9 protein-coding genes are annotated in these 19,943 nt (G+C 72.3%); 7 read left to right on the top strand and 2 right to left on the bottom strand.

The window, feature by feature from the left end; all coding sequences use genetic code 11:
- Window positions 1-46: 46 nt before the first annotated feature.
- The gene (locus tag AB0G84_RS31505) at window positions 47-1,576 is read left to right on the top strand and encodes a condensation domain-containing protein (protein ID WP_361328385.1); all 1,530 of its coding nucleotides are present in this window, start codon (window positions 47-49) and stop codon (window positions 1,574-1,576) included.
- 30 nt (window positions 1,577-1,606) lie between these two features.
- Here the strand turns inward: AB0G84_RS31505 and AB0G84_RS31500 are convergent, their stop codons facing one another.
- Window positions 1,607-2,644, bottom strand: coding sequence for a LuxR C-terminal-related transcriptional regulator (locus tag AB0G84_RS31500; protein ID WP_361328382.1), 1,038 nt, complete (start codon window positions 2,642-2,644; stop codon window positions 1,607-1,609).
- A 132-nt stretch (window positions 2,645-2,776) separates the two neighbouring features.
- Between AB0G84_RS31500 and AB0G84_RS31495 the strand changes: the two genes are divergently transcribed.
- The 6 genes from AB0G84_RS31495 (at window position 2,777) to AB0G84_RS31470 (ending at window position 16,343) form a co-directional block, all read left to right on the top strand.
- The gene (locus AB0G84_RS31495) at window positions 2,777-4,117 is read left to right on the top strand and encodes an MFS transporter (protein WP_361328379.1); all 1,341 of its coding nucleotides are present in this window, start codon (window positions 2,777-2,779) and stop codon (window positions 4,115-4,117) included.
- Window positions 4,118-4,524: 407 nt separating this feature from the next.
- A complete protein-coding gene (locus AB0G84_RS31490; protein WP_361328376.1) occupies window positions 4,525-5,538 on the top strand; it encodes a TauD/TfdA family dioxygenase in 1,014 nt (337 codons plus the stop codon).
- Complete coding sequence (locus AB0G84_RS31485) at window positions 5,535-7,379, top strand: non-ribosomal peptide synthetase (protein ID WP_361328373.1); 1,845 nt, start codon at window positions 5,535-5,537, stop codon at window positions 7,377-7,379. The genes AB0G84_RS31490 and AB0G84_RS31485 overlap by 4 nt, the downstream gene beginning before the upstream one ends.
- A gap of 107 nt (window positions 7,380-7,486) precedes the next feature.
- Window positions 7,487-8,278, top strand: coding sequence for an alpha/beta fold hydrolase (locus AB0G84_RS31480; protein WP_361328370.1), 792 nt, complete (start codon window positions 7,487-7,489; stop codon window positions 8,276-8,278).
- Window positions 8,279-8,422: 144 nt separating this feature from the next.
- A complete protein-coding gene (locus AB0G84_RS31475) occupies window positions 8,423-8,623 on the top strand; it encodes an MbtH family protein (RefSeq protein WP_361328368.1) in 201 nt (66 codons plus the stop codon).
- Between the two features lie 28 nt (window positions 8,624-8,651).
- Window positions 8,652-16,343, top strand: a complete 7,692-nt coding sequence (locus tag AB0G84_RS31470) for an amino acid adenylation domain-containing protein (RefSeq protein WP_361328365.1) — start codon at window positions 8,652-8,654, stop codon at window positions 16,341-16,343.
- A gap of 59 nt (window positions 16,344-16,402) precedes the next feature.
- On the opposite strand, the gene AB0G84_RS31465 is transcribed toward AB0G84_RS31470, so the two are convergent.
- Window positions 16,403-19,387: a BTAD domain-containing putative transcriptional regulator gene (locus AB0G84_RS31465; RefSeq protein ID WP_361328542.1), complete on the bottom strand. Its 2,985-nt coding sequence runs from the start codon at window positions 19,385-19,387 to the stop codon at window positions 16,403-16,405.
- Between the last annotated feature and the right edge of the window lie 556 nt (window positions 19,388-19,943).

Below are 19,943 nucleotides of genomic sequence, written 5' to 3'. Positions count from 1 at the left end.
GCCCTGCGGTTGACTCTCCGGGCGGCGATTGACTCTCCGGACGGCGGTGGGCGCACCTTCCGGCGGTGGCCGTCCCTCCCGGCGGTGGCCGTCCCTCCTGGCGGTGCCCGCCCTTCACCCGGTGGCGTACGGGCCGGGCTCGGCCTTCCGGTGCGTGTGCCCCTTCGGGTCCACGACAGGCGGAAACACCACCCCCGCTGCGGTCTGTGCGCAGGTCGTGACGGATGGCAGGGTCGGTGGACGACGGTCCCACGGCGTCTGGAGCGGAAACGTGCGAGTCCCTTTGACAGCAGGCCAATTGGAGATCTGGATCTCCCAGATCCTGGAGCCGGTGGGCACGGCCTACAACGTGGGTGACTACTACGAGATCACCGGCGCCCTCGACCCGGCCCTGCTGGAGCAGGCCGCGCGCACCGCCGTGGACGAGGCCGGATCGCTGGGCGCACGGTTCGTCACGGAGGCCGACGGGACGCCGGTGCAGGAACTCGGGCCCGCTCAGTGGGAGTTCGACGTACTGGACCTGAGCGCGGCCGCCGATCCGGACGCGCAGGCCGTGGCCTGGATGCGCGCCGACCTCGCCCGGCCGGTCGACCTCACCACCGGTCCGCTGATCGGCGCCGCCCTGATCAAGGTGTCGGCCGACCGCCACCTGTGGTACCGCCGCGTACACCACATCGTGGCGGACGGGCACGGCCTGGCCGCGCTCGCCCGCCGGACGGCCGACCTCTACAACGCGCTGCACAGCGGAACCCGCCCGGACCCCCACCCCTTCGAGCCCCTCACCGTCGCCGTCGAGCACGACCGGGCCTACGCCGCCGGGCGGACGTACCGCTCCGACCAGGAATTCTGGGCGAAGGAGGCGGCGGCCTGGCCGGTCACCGGACGGCTGGAGGCGGACGCGCCGCCCGCCTCCGCGGCCCTCCAGGGCCGCCACCATCTGCCGCCGCCCGCGGTCACGGCGATCCAGGAACAGAGCGAGCGGCTGGCGGTACCGTCGGCGCACTTCCTGATCGCGGCCACCGCCCTGTACCTGCGGCAGATCACCGGAGCGGACGAGGTGACCTTCGGCTGCTCCGTGGGCGGTCGCTCCACCCGCGCGCTGCGCGGGGTCGTCGCACCACTGGCGAACATCCTGCCGCTGCGGGTGCCCGTGGACCCGGATGCCTCGGTACGGGACGCCGTCGCGCAGGCGGACAGCCGGATCCGGCAGGCGATGCGCCACCACCGGTACCGCTACGAGGAGTTCCGGCGCGCGCTGGCCACCGTCGGGGGCCCGGTGGATCCGCCGGGGGTGGGGCCGCTGGTGAACGTCGTGAACTTCGACCGCGACCTGCGCCTGGGAGCGGCCCGGGGCTCGGTCCGCACGCTGACCACCGGCCCCGTCCCGGCGCTCAGCCTGTTCTTCGACGTACGGTCGCCGAGCGAGGGGACGACCGTGAGCGTGGAGGCCAACCCCGCCACCTACTCGGTGGAAGAGACCGACGGCCACGCCGAGGGCCTCGGCCGCCTCGTGGTGGCACTGGCCGCGGCCGAACCCACGGCGCCCCTGCCCACCCCGGACCGGCGGCCGGGATGAGACATCGGCCGGCCGGCAGGCTCCTCGCCGTCACTCCTGGCGGGCGGGGAGCGAGGGGCCCGGGAGTGCTAAGGGCTCGGTGCCGGACGGTGCCCCGCCCACGGAGCGGCACCGGGTCTGGCCGATGAGGAACCCGGCCTGGAAGCGGCTCTTGGCGCCGAGCACCTTCATGACCTCCGCGACATGACGCTGACAGCTGCGGACCGACATGCCCAGCCGCCGCGCGATGGACTTGTCCTCCAGCCCTTCGGAGAGCATGGCGACGATCGCCTCCTGGATCTCGCCGGAGATCCGCACGGCCGAGGTCGCGTCGAAGCTGAGCGGGAACGGCGAGGCGCCGCGCCAGGCCCAGTCGAAGAAGACCCGCATGCTGTGGATCAGCCGGGGCTCGCGGACCAGCAGCGCCGCCTGCGGGTCGTCCGGTACGCCGAGCAGCGCCGCGTGATGGTCGAACACCAGCATGCGGCAGAGGCCCTCGGACTGGGTGCGCACCTCCGCCCCCAGGCTCGTCATCCGCCGCACATGGTCGATTGTCGGCTGGTGGTAGCGGGCGGGATGCTGGTACAGGGTGCGCATGGCGACGCCGCGCGCGAGCATCTGGCGGTCCCGTTCGAGCGCCGCCCGCAGCGACTCGGGCGAACGCGCCCCGCCCGGCTGCGCGGTGAGGACCTCCTCACGACAGTTCAGGGTCAGCTCCTCGATGAGCTCCTCGACCAGACGCAGGCCGTCGACCGTCTCGACATGCGCCGCTTCGGTGTTCCGCGCCTGGCCCGATTCATAGGCGGGAAGCAGCGTTTCGAACATCCAGCGGAACCGCTCGATGTCGTCCTGTTGCTGCCGGACCTCACGCTCCATCGGACGCAGCAGCCGGTTGGCGGCGATCCTCGGCGGCACGATGGCGAAGCGCCCGGGAGTGGCCTCGGAGCAGGACAGCAGCCGCAGGCCCGCGAGTTCCTTGACGGCCCGTTCCGCTTCCTCGGCATCGAGGCCGACGGCCGCGAGATCTTCGATGCTGAATGCGGTGCGGTCCGCCGCAAATTCGAAGACATCCAAGGCTTCCTGGCTCATCTTGATTTCACTGACTGAGCGTGAGGTATTCATGGCCCACCCCTGCCGTACCAGAGTCCTCCCCCGATCGGACCGCAGCCTAGACACGGCCGATCAACAACCGGTCAACGACGAGCAGACGGGAATGCCCGCATGGCGCTGAGAGCGCGGAACGACCCGGGAGAGGGCGTGGCGCACCGCGACCGGAAAGGCATCGGGCGGCGAATAGCGGACCGGCCCGCGGGCGGCGGATTGCTGCGCCGGAACGCGGACTTCCGGAAGTTGTGGTTCGGTGAGAGCGCGGGGAAATTCGGCGCGGCGGTCACCAGCGTGGTGCTGCCGCTGGTGGCCGTCTCCGTCCTGCACGCCAGTACGTTCGAGGTCGGCCTGCTCAACGCCGCGACCTGGGTGCCCTGGCTGGTGATCGGCCTGCCGGCCGGCGTCTGGGTGGACCGGTTGCCGCGCCGAACGGTGATGCTCACCAGTGACGCTCTCTCCTGTGCGCTGTTCGTCTGCGTGCCGCTGGCCTATTGGCTCGACGCCCTCGATGTGGCCCGGCTGCTGCTGGTCGCCCTGCTCGTCGGTACCGCCGCGGTCTTCTTCCAGACCGCGTACACCGCCTATCTCCCCAGCATCGTCGCCCCCGAGGACCAGGCCGAGGGCAATGCCAAGCTGCACGGCAGCGCCTCCGCCGCACAGATCGCCGGGACCGGCGCCGGCGGCCTGATCGCCCAGGTCGCCGGCTCGGTCAACGGCATGCTGACGAATGCGGCGACCTTCCTCATCTCCCTTGTGTGCGTGGCCCGGATCCGGCACCGGGAGCCGGCGACGCCCCCCGCCGAACGGGCGCGGGGCGCGCTGTTGCGGGAGGTCGGCGAGGGCGTCCGGCTGGTGGCGCGCGATCCGTACCTGCGCAGCCTCACGGTCTTCGGCGCCGTCTCGAACCTGTTCCTGGCCGGATACCAGTCGCTGCTCGTGGTGTTCCTGGTCCGCGACGTCGGCCTGACCGGCAGTGGGGTGGGGGTGCTGGTGGCCGTCGGCGGCGCCGGCGGTGTGGTGGGTGCCCTCGTGGTGCGCCGGGGCGTGACCCGGTTCGGGACGGCCCGGGCGCTGCTGCTGTTCGAACTGGGTGTGCCGGCACTCGCCCCGCTGATGGTGCTCACCTCCCGGGACGCCGTCGGCCTGGCCCTCTTCGTCATCGGCTACGCCTCGGTCTCGGTCGGGGTGGTGGCGGGCAACGTCATCAAGGCGGGCTTCCAGCAGGGCTATTGCCCGGCCGATGTGCTCGGCCGGGTCTCCGCGTGCTCGTCGTTCCTCAACTACGGCACCATGCCGCTGGGCGCGCTGCTCGCCGGTGCGCTGGGGACCTGGTGCGGAGTGCGCCCGACGCTGTGGCTGATGATCGCCGGCATCCCGCTGAGCGCGCTGATCCTGCTCTGTTCGCCCCTCCGCAGCCGCCGTGACCTGCCGATGCGGACCGGTGCGACGGGCTGAGGCGGACCGGTGTGACGTGCTGAGGCGGGCCGGTGCGGTGCGCTGAGACGGGCACCGCACCGCTGTGTCGTATGCCCGCTTTGCCCCCTCTCGCCTATGCGACAGGCGTGAATATCAGCCCTCGGCCACCCTGGTGGCTGGCCTATTCCGATGACAGCGTGAACTCCGTCGACCTGTGAACGAATCCGTCGACCTGCGACCGAATCCGGTGACCGAGTCCCGTGGAGTCGGTCGGGAAAGCCCCCTCTCGAGGACATAGGAGAAACCTCCCATGCGTTTAGGTCAATTCCCCCCGGCCGTGCACGGTGGACCGACCGATGAGCGCGACACCGGATGGGGATGACCCACCGGCGCAATAGGCGTAGGACGAAATCCGTGAGAAACGACACGACAGGACGCGCAGCACGATGAGTGATTCCCTTTCCTGGACCATCGAGACCGGAAAGCCGGCCACGACACAGGTCCCGCAGTTCGCGGACGCCACCGAGGCGTGCGCGTGGCTCACCTCGGTCCACTCCGAGCTCCGCGGGGCGCTGCACCGGCACGGCGCGCTGTACCTCCGCGGCCTGCCCGTCCACGACGTCGAGGACTTCGCCAAGGTCCGCGACGTCCTCGTCCCGCAGCGCACGCCCTACCGGGAGAAGGCCACCCCGCGCAGCAGCTACGGCAACGACGTGTACTCCTCCACCGATCTGCCGCCGAATCAGCCGATCCGCATGCACAACGAGAACAGCTACACCCTGACCTTCCCCGGTCTGCTGCTGTTCGGCTGCCTGACCGCCCCCGAAGAGGGCGGCGCCACGCCGGTCGCCGACTGCCGCGAGGTGCTGCGCCTCCTCCCCGCCGACCTGGTCGAGCGGATGCGCACCGCGGGCTGGCTGCTGACCCGCAACTACTCCGAGCACATCTCCCTGGACTGGCGCACCGCTTTCGCCACCGAGCGCCGCGAGGAGGTCGAGAAGTACTGCGCGGACAACCTCGTCTCCTGTGCATGGGACGACTCCGGCGCGCTGCGCACCCGGCAGCTGCGCCCCGGCATCATCCACCACCCCGAGACGGGGGAGGGCGTCTGGTTCAACCACATGGCCTTCTGGAACTCGTGGTCGCTGGACGAGGAGGTCCGGGAGACCCTGCAGGACGAATTCGGCCTCGACGGGCTGCCGTTCGAGACCGCCCTCGGTGACGGCAAACCCCTCACCCGCGAGGACATCGAGACGATCAACGCCGCCTACGAGAGCGCGACCCTGCGGCGCACGTGGCAGCCGGGCGACATCCTGCTCGTCGACAACGTCCTGTCCACCCACGGCCGCGACCCCTTCCGCGGTGACCGGCGCATCGTCGTCGCCATGGGCGACCCGGTCGCGCTGGCGGACTGCCGGCCCACGGTGGCCGCCGCCGCCCGAGAGGAGCAGGCCGTATGACCGGCGTACTCGAAGGCCCGCACGGCCTCGACGCGACCGCCGCCCCCGGTCGGCCCGTCGACCTCATCTCCCGCTTCCAGCAGGCCGTGGCGACCGGCCCGGACCGGACCGCCGTTCGCGACCGGAACGGCGCACTCACCTTCGCCCAACTGGACCTCTTGACGGCCGACTTGGCGGATGCGCTGAGCGGGTCGGGCGTCCGGCCCGGCGACCGGGTAGGGGTCAGCCTGCCCCGGGGCGCGGACCTGGTGGTCGCGCTGCTGGCCGTCTGGCGGGCGGGTGCCGCGTACGTGCCGATCGATCCCGCGTACCCCGGTGAGCGGCGGCACGCGATGGTGCGCGACGCCGGGGCCCGGGTACTGGTGACCACGGCGGCCGCGGGGGAGTGGCCGCTCGGCGTGCACACCCTCGCCGTTGGCCGGCCCGGTGCGACGGCGGACCGGCGCCTGACCCCGCCCGTCCCGGTCGCCGCACCCGCACCGGCCTACGTGATCTACACGTCGGGCTCCACGGGCACCCCCAAGGGCGTCGAGACCACCCGTGGCGGCGTGGCCGCCCTCGTGGCGGCGCTGGAGGAGGCGGGCATGTACGCCCCGGAGCCGCGCGTGGTGGCCTGGAACGCCAGCGTCTCCTTCGACGCCTCGGTCCAGCAGTGGGCACGGGTGTGCCGCGGCGACACCCTGGTCGTCCTCGACGAGGACGAGCGCACGGACCCCGCCCGGCTGAGCGCGGCCCTGGACGCGCACGGCGTGCAGGACCTCGACCTGACCCCCTCGCACTGGCACCTGCTCCGCCACGACCTGCTCGTACGCGCCGCCGAGGGACGGGCACTGCGCCTGTTCATGGGCGGCGAACCGGTCCCCGAGGGCACCTGGCGGGAGCTGGCGGCCGAACGCGCCGCCGGGCGGCTCGAAGCGCTGAACCTGTACGGCCCCACCGAGTGCACCGTGGACACCGCCGCCACCTGGATCGACGGCGGGGCACCGCACATCGGCCCCGCGCTGCCGGGCGTCCGGGCCCACGTCCTGGACACCGACCTGCGCCCGGTGGCCGACGGCGTGGCGGGGGAGCTCTACCTCGCCGGCCCCCAGGTGGCCCTGGGGTACGTCAACCGGCCCGCGCTGACCGCCACGCGCTTCGTCGCCGACCCCTTCGCCGCCGACGGCACCCGGATGTACCGCACCGGCGACAAGGTGCGCCGCCGCGCGGACGGGGCCATGGAGTACCTGGGGCGCATGGACCGGCAGATCAAGATCCGCGGCTACCGCGTCGAGCCCGGCGAGATCGAGGCGGCACTGACCCGCCACCCGGCCGTCTCCGCGGCCGCGGTCACGCTCCACCACAGCCCGGTCTCCGGCGAACAGCTCGTCGCCTACGTCGTGGCCTCGGAGGCCTCGGCGGACTCGGCCGACGAGCCCCCGACCGCCGAGGCGTTCCGCGCACACCTGGCCGCCCTGCTCCCGACGTTCATGATCCCGACCGGGTACACCCGCCTCGAGGCCCTGCCGCTGACGGTCAACGGGAAGGTGGACCTCGCCGCCCTGCCCGCCCCCGAGGAGCACCCGACCGCGGACACGGAGACGGCCGCAGACCGGGAGAACGCCCCCGAGGGCGAGGTCGAGACGCTGATCGCGGCCGTGTGGTCCGAGGTGCTCGGCCGTGCGCACGTCCGTGCCGACGACGACTTCTTCGCCATGGGCGGCCACTCGCTGATCGCGCTGCGCGTCGTGGCCCGGCTCAAGAAGCAGTTCGGGATCGCCATGTCGACCCGCGAGGTCTACCGGCACCCGCAGCTCCGGGACCTCGCCCGGCACGTCGAGACGCTGCGCGCCGCAGCCTGACCGCCGCCCCAGCCCAGCGGGGCACGGGCCGCCGGTCACTGCCCCGCCGCCGGGGTGGCACAGCCCCGGCTCCCCATCCGTACGAGAGGAAGAGGAAGCGAGCCATCATGGCCGGACACAGCCACGCCAGGCAGGACACCACCGTCATCCAGATCAAGGAACGGACCGAGCAGACCTCGCGCACGCTGATCTGCCTGGGGTTCTGCGGCGGCGGCACCGGGCCGTACCACGCCTGGGGCGACTGCCTTCCGGCGGACGTGGCCCTCTCCGCCGTCTGCTACCCCGGCCGCGAGGGACGGTTCCTGGAGCCCTGCGCGACGGACTGGGACGAACTCGCGGCCGACACCACCGCCGCCGTCCTCTCCGCCGTCCAGGGACCGTACGTCCTGTTCGGCCACAGCATGGGGGGCTGGATGGCGTTCGACGTGGCGGCCCGCATCGAGAGCGACGGCGGACCGCTGCCCGAGACGCTGGTCGTCTCCTCGTGCAACGCGCCCGACCGGGGCCTGACGCCCCGCGACATGTTCCCCGCCCGCCAGGACACGGACACCTCGCTGCTGGACTGGATGCGCACCAACGGCCTGATGCCGGCGCACGTCCTGGAGGACCCCGATCTCCAGGAGATGGCGGTGGAACTCATGCGGGCGGACATCCACGTCCGCGACACCTTCCGCTACACGCCGGGAGCCAGTGTGAGCGTCCCGGTGCAGATGCTCTCGGCGACCGACGACGACGTCATCGAGCGGGATGCCGGAAACCAGTGGCGCCGGGTCGCGCTCGGCTCCTACCGCCACGACATCCTGCCCGGGGGTCACTTCTACACCCCCGAGATCTGGCGCCGGCTGCCGCTCCACATCCCCGCACTCACCACCCCGCTCACCACCGGCGCCCCCGCCTGAGCGCGCACCGCCCCGCCCGGCCCCCGCCCACGCGGCTGCTCCGCTCCTCCCTCCTCGCTCCCCTCTGCCCTCTGCCCTCTCCTTCCTTCTTCCCCTCTCGCCTTCCCTCCCTCTCCCTGCTTCGCCTGAAAGGACACCCGCGCGGTGACGAACCCCTTCGAAGACGCCGACGGGACCTACCTGGTCCTGACCAACGACGACAACCAGCACTCCCTGTGGCCGGCGCGGCTGGCACCCCCCATGGGCTGGACCGTGGCGCACGGCGCGACCGGCTACCAGGCGTGCCTCGACTACGTCGACACGCACTGGACCGATCTGACACCGAAGCCGGCCATCGGCAACTGAATCCATTCCGGATCTTCAAGGGAGCGTCATGAGCCAGTCGCAGAATCCGCGGACGGTGCAGGAGGAGTTGCTGTGCGGCCTGTTCGCGCAGGTGCTCGGTGTGCCGAGCGTGGCACCGGACGACAACTTCTTCGCCCTGGGCGGCCATTCGCTCAAGGCCGCCCAGTTGCTCAGCCGGATCCGCTCGGTGCTCGGCGTACAACTCGGGATCCGGGAGCTGTTCGGCGCGCCGACCGTGGCGGGCCTGACGGAACGGTTGACGGCGCAGGGCGCGGACGGGGGCCCGGCGCGCCCGGCGGTGGTTGCCGGTGTGCGTCCTGAGGTGGTGCCGTTGTCGTTCGCGCAGCAGCGGTTGTGGTTCCTGGACCGTTTCGAGCAGAGCCCGACCTACAACGCGCCGTTCGCCTTCCGTGTACGTGGTGCGCTGGAGGTGGAGGCGCTGCGGCTGGCGGTCAATGACGTGGTGGCGCGCCATGAGTCGCTGCGGACCGTCTACCCCGCCGTCGAGGGGGAGCCCTTCCAGCGGATCCTGCCCCCGGAGCAGGCCGAGGTGGACCTCACCGTCGTGTCGTGCGCCGCCGAGGAGGTCACCCGCCGCTTCCACGAGGAAGCCTTCCGGCCCTTCGCGTTGGCGTCCGAGCTGCCGCTGCGGGTGACGCTGTTCACGACGGGTCCGGACGACCATGTCCTGCTCCTGACGTTGCATCACATCGCGAGTGACGGGTGGTCGGAGGCGCCGCTGTTGCGCGATCTGTCGGTTGCCTATGCGGCGCGGTTGGCGGGTGGTGTTCCGCAGTGGATGGCGTTGCCGGTGCAGTATGCCGATTACGCGCTGTGGCAGCGTGCGTTGTTGGCGGAGGTGGGGGAGGAGCAGGCGGAGTTCTGGGCCCGCACCCTCTCCGATCTGCCGCCGGAGTTGGCGCTCCCCACCGATCGGCCGCGCCCGGACCACCCCACCCATGCGGGCGGCCTCCTGCACTTCGGCATTCCCGCCGAGCTCCATCACCGGCTGGACTCCTTGGCCCGCGGGCAGGGAGTGACGACGTTCATGGTGCTGCAGGCGGCGTTGGGGGTGTTGTTGACGCGGCTGGGTGCCGGTACCGATGTGCCGTTGGGTACGGCCACGGCGGGGCGGTCGGACCAGGCCCTCGATGATCTGGTGGGTTTCTTCGTCAACACCCTCGTCCTGCGCACCGATACCTCCGGCAATCCGACGTTCGCCGAACTGCTGGAGCGGGTGCGTGAGGCGGACCTGGCGGCCTTTGCGCACGAGGACCTGCCGTTCGACCGGATCGTGGAGGAGGTCAACCCCGACCGCACCACCAGTCGGCACCCGCTGTTCCAGACCATGCTCGTCCTCCAGAACAACGCACGGGCCAGTCTGGACCTGCCCGACACCCTCATCATCGCGCAGCCGCTCGACTCCGCCCCCTCCAAGTTCGATCTGGGCTGGAGTTTCGCGGAGCAGCGGGACGCCCACGAGAACCCGGCAGGGATCTCGGGGATGCTCCAGTACGCCACCGATCTCTTCGATGCCGACACCGCTGAGCTGCTGCACCGACTGTTCGTCCGGGTGGTGGACGCGGTGACGGCGGATCCGGACGTCGGTGTGGAGGGCGTGGAGGTCTTTGAATCCGCGGCGCAGGAGCGGGCGTTGCTGCGGCGTAGTGAGGAACGGCGCGCTGAGGTGCGGCGTGCTGAGGAGAGCCCTCGTACGGTGGTGGCCTCCGTGACCGAGGGCGGCATGGCGCGGGGGCCGCGGTCGGTGCAGGAGGAGTTGTTGTGCGGCCCGTTCGCCCAGGTGCTGGAGGTGCCGAGGGTCGGGGTGGAGGACAACTTCTTCGCCCTGGGTGGGCATTCGCTCAAGGCGACGCGGTTGATCAGTCGGATCCGGACGGTGCTGGGTGTGGAGTTGGGCGTGCGGGAGCTGTTCCGCGCGCCGACGGTGGCGGGCCTGGCGGAGCGGTTGACGGCCGGGGTCGATGACGGGGTCGCCGCGCGCCCAGCGGTGACTCCCGTTGCGCGTCCTGAGGTGGTGCCGTTGTCGTTCGCGCAGCAGCGGTTGTGGTTCCTGGACCGTTTCGAGCAGAGCCCGACCTACAACGCGCCGTTCGCCTTCGGTATCGACGGCCCGGTGGACGTGGAGGCCCTGCAACGGGCGATCGAGGATGTGGTGGCCCGCCACGAGTCCCTGCGCACGGTCTTCCCCACTGTCGAGGGGGAGCCCTTCCAACGGATCCTGCTGCCCGAGCACGCGGCGGCCAAGGTCTCGGTGGTGCAGTGTGCCGACGAAGACCTGCACGCACTGATCCAGGAGGCCGCCTTCACTCCCTTTGCGTTGGCGTCCGAGCTGCCGCTGAGAGTGACGTTGTTCTCGACCGCTGCCGATGAGCATGTGCTGTTGTTGGTGTTGCATCACATTGCGAGTGATGGGTGGTCGGAGGCGCCGCTGTTGCGCGATCTGTCGGTCGCTTATGCGGCGCGGTTGGCGGGTGGTGTTCCGCAGTGGGTGGCGTTGCCGGTGCAGTATGCCGATTACGCGCTGTGGCAGCGGGAGTTGTTGGCGGAGGTGGGGGAGGAGCAGGCGGCGTTCTGGACCCGTACCCTCTCCGATCTGCCGCAGGAGCTGGCGCTTCCGCTCGATCGGCCGCGGCCGGCGCGGCCGACGCATGAGGGTGGCCTGGTCCGTTTCGAGCTGCCGGCCGCACTCCACGGGCGTCTGGCCTCCCTCGCCCGTGATCACGGCGCGACGGTCTTCATGGCCCTCCAGGCGGCGGTGGCGACGCTGCTGACCAGGCTCGGTGCCGGCACTGACATCCCGCTCGGCACCCCCACGGCGGGACGCACCGACCAGGCCCTCGACGACCTCGTTGGCTTCTTCGTCAACACCCTCGTCCTGCGCACCGATACCTCCGGCAATCCGACCTTCGCCGAACTGCTGGAGCGGGTGCGTGAGGCGGACCTGGCGGCCTTTGCACACGAGGACCTGCCGTTCGACCGGATCGTGGAGGAGGTCAACCCCGACCGCACCACCAGTCGGCACCCGCTGTTCCAGACCATGCTCGTCCTCCAGAACAACGCCGAGGCGACCCTCCGCCTCGCGGACACCACGCTCACCCCCCACCCCCTCGACGCGCACCCCTCCAAGTTCGACCTCAGCTGGAACTTCGCGGAGCAGCGGGACGCCGCCGAGAACCCGGTGGGGATCTCAGCGGCCCTGGTGTACGCCACCGATCTCTTCGATGCCGGCACCGCTGAGCTGCTGCACCGTTCGTTCGTCCGGGTGGTGGATGCGGTGACGGCGGATCCGGACGTCGGTGTGGAGGGCGTGCAGGTCTTTGAATCCGCGGCGCAGGAGCGGGCGTTGCTGCGGCGTAGTGAGGAACGGCGCGCTGAGGTGCGGCGTGCTGAGGTGCGGCGGGATGAGGAGAGCCCTCGTACGGTGGTGGCCTCCGTGACCGAGGGCGGCATGGCGCGGGGGCCGCGGTCGGTGCAGGAGGAGTTGTTGTGTGGCCTGTTCGCCCAGGTGCTGGAGGTGCCGAGGGTCGGGGTGGACGACAACTTCTTCGCCCTGGGTGGGCATTCGCTCAAGGCGACGCGGTTGATCAGTCGGATCCGGACGGTGCTCGGTGTGGAGTTGGGCGTACGGACGCTCTTCGGTGCGCCGACCGTGGCGGGCCTGGTGGAGCAGCTGGCCGCGGACGGGGTCGCGGCGCGCCCGGCGGTGGTTGCCGGTGTGCGTCCTGAGGTGGTGCCGTTGTCGTTCGCGCAGCAGCGGTTGTGGTTCCTGGACCGTTTCGAGCAGAGCCCGACCTACAACGCGCCGTTCGCCTTCGGTATCGACGGCCCGGTGGACGTGGAGGCCTTGCGGCTGGCGGTCAACGATGTGGTGGCGCGCCATGAGGCGTTGCGGACCGTCTACCCCGCCGTCGAGGGGGAGCCCTTCCAGCGGATCCTGCCCCCGGAGCAGGCCGTGGTGGACCTCGCCGTCGTGCGGTGTACAGCGGATGCGGCCGCCGCGCGCCTCCACGAAGAGGCCTTCCGGCCCTTCGCGTTGGCATCCGAACTCCCCCTGAGAGCAACGCTGTTCACGACAGGGACGGACGACGACGGCCAGGTGCTGTTGCTGGCACTGCATCACATTGCGAGTGATGGGTGGTCGGAGGCGCCGCTGTTGCGCGATCTGTCGGTCGCTTATGCGGCGCGGTTGGCGGGTGGTGTTCCGCAGTGGGTGGCGTTGCCGGTGCAGTATGCCGATTACGCGCTGTGGCAGCGTGCGTTGTTGGCGGAGGTGGGGGAGGAGCAGGCGGCGTTCTGGACCCGTACCCTCTCTGACCTGCCGCAGGAGCTGGCGCTTCCGCTCGACCGGCCGCGCCCGGCGCGGCCCACCTACGAGGGTGGCCTGGTCCGTTTCGAGCTGCCGGCCGCACTGCACGGGCGTCTGGCCTCCCTCGCCCGCGATCACGGCGCGACGGTCTTCATGGCCCTCCAGGCCGCGGTGGCGACCCTGCTGACCAGGCTCGGTGCCGGCACTGACATCCCGCTCGGCACCCCCACCGCGGGACGCACCGACCAGGCCCTCGACGACCTCGTCGGCTTCTTCGTCAACACCCTCGTCCTGCGCACCGACACCTCCGGCAATCCGACCTTTGCCGAACTCCTCCAGCGGGTGCGCGAGACCGACCTCGCCGCGCTGGCCCACCAGGACCTGCCCTTCGACCGGATCGTGGAGGAGCTCAACCCCGACCGCACCAGTGGCCGGCACCCGCTGTTCCAGACCATGCTCGTCCTGCAGAACAACGCCGAGGCGACCCTCCGCCTCGCCGACACCACCCTCACCCCCCAGTCCTTCGACAGCGCCCCCGCCAAGTTCGACCTCGACTTCACCTTCGTCGAGCGCACGGCGGCCGACGACGGCCCCGGAGGGATCCACGGCCTCCTGCACTACGCGGCCGACCTGTTCGACCACCGCACCGCCGAGTTCCTGGTCCAGGGCCTGCTGCGGGTCCTCGGCACGGTCAGCGACGCGCCGGACACCCGCATCGACACCCTGGACCTGCTCTGCCCGCAGGAGACCGCCCGCATCCTGACGCAGTGGAACGACACCGACCGTGCGCTGCCCGACGACCGGCTGCTGCATGAGGTCTTCGAGGAGCACGCCCGGCGCTCGCCCGACGCCACCGCCCTGGTCGATGCCCACGGTCGGCTGACCTTCGGAGAGCTCAACTCCCGGGCCAACCAGCTGGCCTGGCTGCTGATCGGCCAGGGAGTGGGGGCGGACCAGCACGTGGCGACCCTGATGCCGCGCACCGCCGAGCACCTCGTCGCCCAGCTCGCCGTGCTGAAGGCCGGCGCCTGCTACGTACCGCTGGACCCGGAGTACCCGGTCGAGCGGCTCGGCCTGATGCTGGCTGACGCGGCCCCCGTGCTGCTGCTGACCGACATGGCGGGCGAGGCCCGGCTGCGACCGCACTGCACGGCGGAGCTGCCGGTCCTGCCGCTCGACGATGCCGCCGTCCACGCGACCCGCGCCGGGTACCCGTCCGTCGATCCCGCCCCTGAGGACCGTCCCGTACGGCTGCGCCCGGAGCACCTCGCCTATGTGATCTACACCTCCGGTTCGACGGGCCGGCCGAAGGGCGTCGCGGTCGAACACCGCGGCCTGATCAACCTCTTCCACGGCCACCTCGGCGAGGTGCACGCCGCGCAGGCGGCGGGCGGGCAGCGGCTGCGGGCCGCGCTGACCGGCCCGCTGACCTTCGACTCGTCCTGGTGCCCGCTGCTGTGGCTGATGGGCGGCCATGAACTGCACCTGGTCGACGACGAGACCCGCCGGGATCCGCAGGCGCTGGCCGGGTACGTCGCCTCCGAGGCCATCGACTACCTGGAGATCTCACCGACGTTCTGCCGCCAACTGATGGCGGCCGGGCTGCTGTCGGCCGACCGGCCCGCCCGGCCGCGGGTGATCGAGCTCGGCGGCGAGGGCTGCGACCAGGCCCTGTGGAGCGAACTGCGGACCGTGACCGGGACCGCGATCGTCAACGGCTACGGTCCGACGGAGGCCACGGTGTACGTCACGTACGCGTACGCCGCGGACCACGAGCGGCCCACGATCGGACGGCCGATGGGGAACAACCGCGTCTACGTCCTGGACGCGGGGCTCAGGCCGGTACCGCCCGGGGTCACCGGCGAGCTGTACCTGGCGGGGGCCGGAGTGGCCCGCGGCTACGTCGGCCGGCCCGCGCTGACCGCGCAGCGGTTCGTGGCCTGCCCCTTCGGCGGACCCGGTGAGCGGATGTACCGCACCGGGGACCTGGCGCGGTGGACCGCCGACGGCGCCCTGGAGTACGTGGGCCGCACCGACGAACAGGTCAAGATCCGGGGCTTCCGGATCGAGCCGGGCGAGGTGGAGACGGCGCTCGCCGGTCACGACGCGGTGGGCGACGTCGCGGTGATCGTGCGGGAGGACCGGCCCGGTGACCGGCGGCTGGTGGCCTATATGGTTCCCGCACGAGGCGGTGACGGCCCGGCGGCGGAGCTGCCGGACGCGGGCGCGCTGCGGCGCTTCGCGGCGGCCACGCTGCCGCGCCACATGGTGCCGTCCGCCTTCGTCCTCCTGGACGCCCTGCCGCTGACCGCACGCGGAAAGCTGGACCGGCGTGCGCTGCCGGCACCGGGCGGCGGCGCGGCGGAGCACCGGCGCGGTCCGCGCACGGTGCGCGAGGAATTCCTGTGCGGACTGTTCTCGCAGGTGCTGGGCGTGCCCGAGGTGGGCATCGACGACGACTTCTTCGCGCTGGGCGGCCATTCGATGCTCGCCACCCGGCTGATCGGCCGGATCCGGTCCGTGCTCGGGGCCGAGCTGGACTTAAGGACCCTGTTCGACGCCCCCACCGTCGCCGAACTCGCCGAACGCCTCACCGGGGACCGGCGGGAGGACGCGCTCGCCGTGCTCCTCCCCTTGCGCAAGGCCCGTCCGTCGTCGTCCCCCCGTGCGGCCGCCGCACCCGTCCCGCTGTTCTGCATCCATCCGGCGGCCGGCATCAGCTGGGTGTACTCGGGGCTGCTGCGCCACCTGCCGCCCGACCAGCCCGTGTACGGCCTCCAGGCGCACGGGCTCACCGAGCCGGACGCCGCCCCGGACAGCATGGCGGAGCTGGTGCGGTCCTACCTCGCGCAGGTCCGCGCGGTCCGGCCGCAGGGTCCCTACGCGCTGCTCGGCTGGTCCTTCGGCGGCCTGGTGGCCCACGAGATGGCCGTCCAGCTCCAGGAGGACGGCCAGGAGGTCGCCTCCCTGGTGCTGATGGACAGCTTCCCGCCGGGCGGCGGCACCCCGCGCGGGGACGAGGCGGGCAACGAGGCCGAGCTCCGGCAGGCGCTCTTCGCCTCGCTGGGCCGGCAGCCGGACGCCGGGGACCCCGCCGGGCCACTCGCCCTGCTCGGGGAGCGCGGCACCGCGGCCATGCTGCGGGTCTTCGCGCACCACGGCGACCTCCAGAGCGGCTGGGTGCCCCGCACCTTCCAGGGCGATGCGCTGCTCTTCGAGGCCACCGAGGGCAAGGCCGCGGACGCCCCCCGGCCGCACGACTGGCACCCGTACGTCACGGGCCGGGTCGAGGTCACCCCGGTGCGCGGCGCACACGGCGAGCTGACCCGCCCGGATCAACTCGCGCAGATCGGACCGGTGCTGGGCGCGTGGCTGGAGCGCGGGCGCGGGTGAGGCCCGTACGTGCGTGACACGTCCCGCCCGGGCGCCGAGGGTGACCCGGGCGGGACATGTCACGGGAAGACAGCGACGACCGGCCCGGCCTGCCGCAACTCCCGGTACAACGCGGCGGCCTTCGCCAGGTGGCCGTCCGCCTGGTCGGACCGCCCCACGGCACGCAGGGCGTCGCCCAGTACCTGGTGGCTGCGCGCCAGTAGCTGCTGTTCACCGGCGTCCTGGGCACCGGCCAGCGCCTCCCGGGCGTGGTCGACCGCGGCCTCGGCGTCGTGGGCCCCCAACAGGGCCTCGGCCAGCCGGAACTGGCACTCCGTCGCGTTGCGGAGATGCTGTGTGGCCCAGGCCCGTTCCAGCACCCGCCGGTACAGCCGGGCCGCCGTGGCGTGCTGACCGCCGTACAACATGCTGTCCGCCTCCGTCATCATCACCCTGATCAGCCATTTCGCGTCCTGGTAGCGAGTGAGGACGGCGGCCAGCTCCCGGCACTGCGCCCCGATGGCGGCCAGATCCGTCTGCCGCTCCGGATCCAGGACCTCGATCTGGAGCAGGATGGTGCGGCGCCGGGCGACCAGCGCCTGGTCGCCGGTGGTCGCGGCCAATGCCACCGACCGCTGTGCGTATCCGCGGGCCGCCTCGAAGTTGCCGAGCTGAAGCTCCAGACCGGCCAGCATGGCGAGGGTGAACAGCACGGCGAGGAAAGGCCGCTCACCTTCGGCGGGCTTGGGCGCCGCACCGAAGATCTCCACCACTTTCTGCAGATGCTCGCGGGCGCGGTGCGGGGAGCCGGAGCTGGGGGACTTCCTGAGGATCGTGCCCGCCGCGTAGTAGGCGGTGCCGATCACGGGTCGGTCGCAGTGCGCCAGCGCCGCCGGGAGCAGGGCGGTGGCGGCCCGTCCGAGCGCCCCCAGGGGCAGCATCTCCTCGAAGCAGGGCACCAGGGTCAGCACGTCCACGGCCAGCGCCACCGCGTCCGGATCGCCGTCGGCCGCGACCTGTTCGACCACGGCGGTCAGCGCGGGCAGTGCCCCGCGGACCCACCGCACCGCCTCCGGCGCGCCGGACATCTCCAGGTCGGCGGTCCTGCGCGGGTGGATCTCCGCGGTCAGCGGGCCGCTCAGCGGCTGGGTGGCCCGTACGGCCGCGACGACTCCGGCGCACAGGAAGTCGATCGCGCCGCGCACCACCGCGCGGTGTTCGGCGGCGGACAGCTCAGTGCGGGCCTTCTGCCGTGCGTACGCCCCGACCAGGTCGTGGAAGTGGTAGCAGCCCGGCGACCCGGTCTCCAGCAGCGCGGCATCGACCAGCGCCTCCAGCACGTCCTCCGCCTCCTGCTCCGGCATCCGCAGGGCCGCCGCCGCGGCCCGCACATCGAACTCGGCGCAGTGCGGGACCGACAGGGCGAGGAACGCCCGGGCGTGCCGGGCGGGCAGTTGTGCGAACGACATCTCGAACACCGCCTCGACCGTCACCTCGCCCACCCGTAGCTCCGCGAGGAGCCGGGCCTGATCCGAGACCCGCTCCAGCAGCGCGGCGACGCTCCACCCCGGCCGGCCCGCCAGCCGTGCCCCGGCCGCCCGCAGCGCGAGCGGCAGGTGGCCGCAGGCCGACGCCAGCGCCGCGACCGCGTCCGGCTCCTGCTGGGTCCGGTGGATTCCGGCGATCTTGCCGATCAGTTCCACGGCGTCGTCGACGCCGAGTCCCCCCAGCGGCAAGGTGACCGTGGCGGGCATCGCGGCCAGGGTGCGGCCGGTGATCAGCACGGCGCACCCGGCGGCGCCCGGCAGCAGCGGTTCCACCTGTGTCGTGGTCGCGGCGTTGTCGAGCACGACGAGGACAGCCCGCCCCGAGAGCAGGGTGCGGAAGAGCGCCGCGCGCTCGGCCAGGGAGGCCGGTATCCGCTCGGTGGGCAGGCCCAGCCCGGTCAGGAAGCCCGCGAGGACCTCGGCCGGTTCGGCGGGCTCGCCGTCGGGCGCCCGCAGGTTCGCGTACAGCTGGCCGTCCGGGTAGCTCCCGGCGACCGCGTGCGCCGCCCGCAGGGCCAGCGCCGTCTTCCCGGCCCCGCCCATGCCCGTGATGACCCCGACGGCGTGCGCCCGGCCCGTGGTCAGCGCGGAGACCAGCTCCGCCATCTGCTCCCGGCGGCCGGTGAAGTCGGACGGCACCGGCGGCAGTTGGGCCGGCTCCGGCGCGGGGTCGACGCCCTTCGGTTCGGTCGCCGCCCGCGGTGCGGCATCCGCTCGGCCCTGGGCGGGGGCCAGGCTGGTGTGGTCCCCCGCCAGGATCGCGGCGTGCAGGGTGCGCAGCGCGGGCCCGGTGTCGATGCCCAGGTCCTCGGCGAGCACCCGGCGGGCGCGATCGTAGGCCGCCAGCGCCTCGGCCGCGCGCCCCGACCGGTACAGGGCGAGCATCAACGCACCGTGCAGACGCTCCCGGTAGGGGTACGTCTTCAGGGCCCGCGCGATGTCCGGCACGGCCTCCGTATGGCGCCCGCACGCCAACAGCAGCTCCAGCCGGTACTCCAGCGCCGACGCCAACTGCTCGCCCAGCGCACGACGCCAGTCCCGCGCGAACGGCCCGGGCAGCCCCGCCAGCGCGGGTCCCTGCCACATCGCCAGCGCCTCCTCCAGGCAGGCGGCCCCCGCAGCGGGGTCACCGGCGTCGGCGTGCCGCCGGGCCCGCGCGCTGAGCCGTCGGAAGAGCAGGGCGTCCACCCGGTCCTCGGGGAGCTGGAGGACGTATCCGTCGGCCATGGTCTCGATGGTGGCCCGTGCCGCACCGCTGCCCGGTTCCGCGCCGGCTTCACGGTCCAGGTGCGTGCGCAGCCGGTGGATGTAGGTGACGACCACCCGCCGGGCGGAGGCGGGCGGATCGTCGAAGTAGAGGCCGTCGACGAGTTCGTCCACCGTCACCAGCGTGCCGGGGCTCAGCGCCAGGGCCGCCAACACGGTCTGGGGGCCGGGTGCGCCGGGCCGGGTGGCGTCCCCCCGGGCCGAGACGTACCGGACGGGACCGAGCAACCGGATCCGGTCCGCCCCCTGCACCGCGGGCAACTGCGCCCTGATCGCCCGCGGTTCTGTCGTATGACGGCCTTGCGAATCCACTGGACCTTCCGGATGCCAGGAGACCTGCCGGTCTCCTTGATTCTTTTGGCGAGGATCATAGGCCGCGGGCAGGTGCGCGAACGCCGGTGGACTGCACAGCACCCTCGCTCACCGCGACGCGGCCGTTCCTCCCATGGGGCCGGTGGCGCGCCCGCACGGTCGCACAGGCGCCGGGTCCGCCGTGCTACGGCTTCCCGGTGCCCGCCGGCATTCGGCCAACGTTCGGCTGACAGCGACCCGTTGGCCGCATGTGCGGTGCGCCCACCCGGCCGTCGGGAGGCGAGCGGGGCGTGCGCGGCGGCTGCGGGGTCCTGGCCGTGCCCGGGCCTGGCTCGCGCCAGCTCGGGCACGCGGGGTTCGCCGTGTGGAAAGGCGTCAGTTGTCGGTGCCGTCGCCGGGGACGGCATCGGTGGGGGTGGTGTGCCAGTTGGTGACGATGGGCTTGTCGACGGTGACGGAGCCGGTGGTGACGCTCGCCGGGTTCGGGTCGGACGTG

Origin of the sequence: Streptomyces sp. NPDC020742 (genome assembly GCF_040641675.1) — a bacterium.
Classification (GTDB): domain Bacteria; phylum Actinomycetota; class Actinomycetes; order Streptomycetales; family Streptomycetaceae; genus Streptomyces.
Note: the sequence above shows the minus strand (reverse complement) of the source record. Positions and strands in the feature narration are given on the sequence as shown.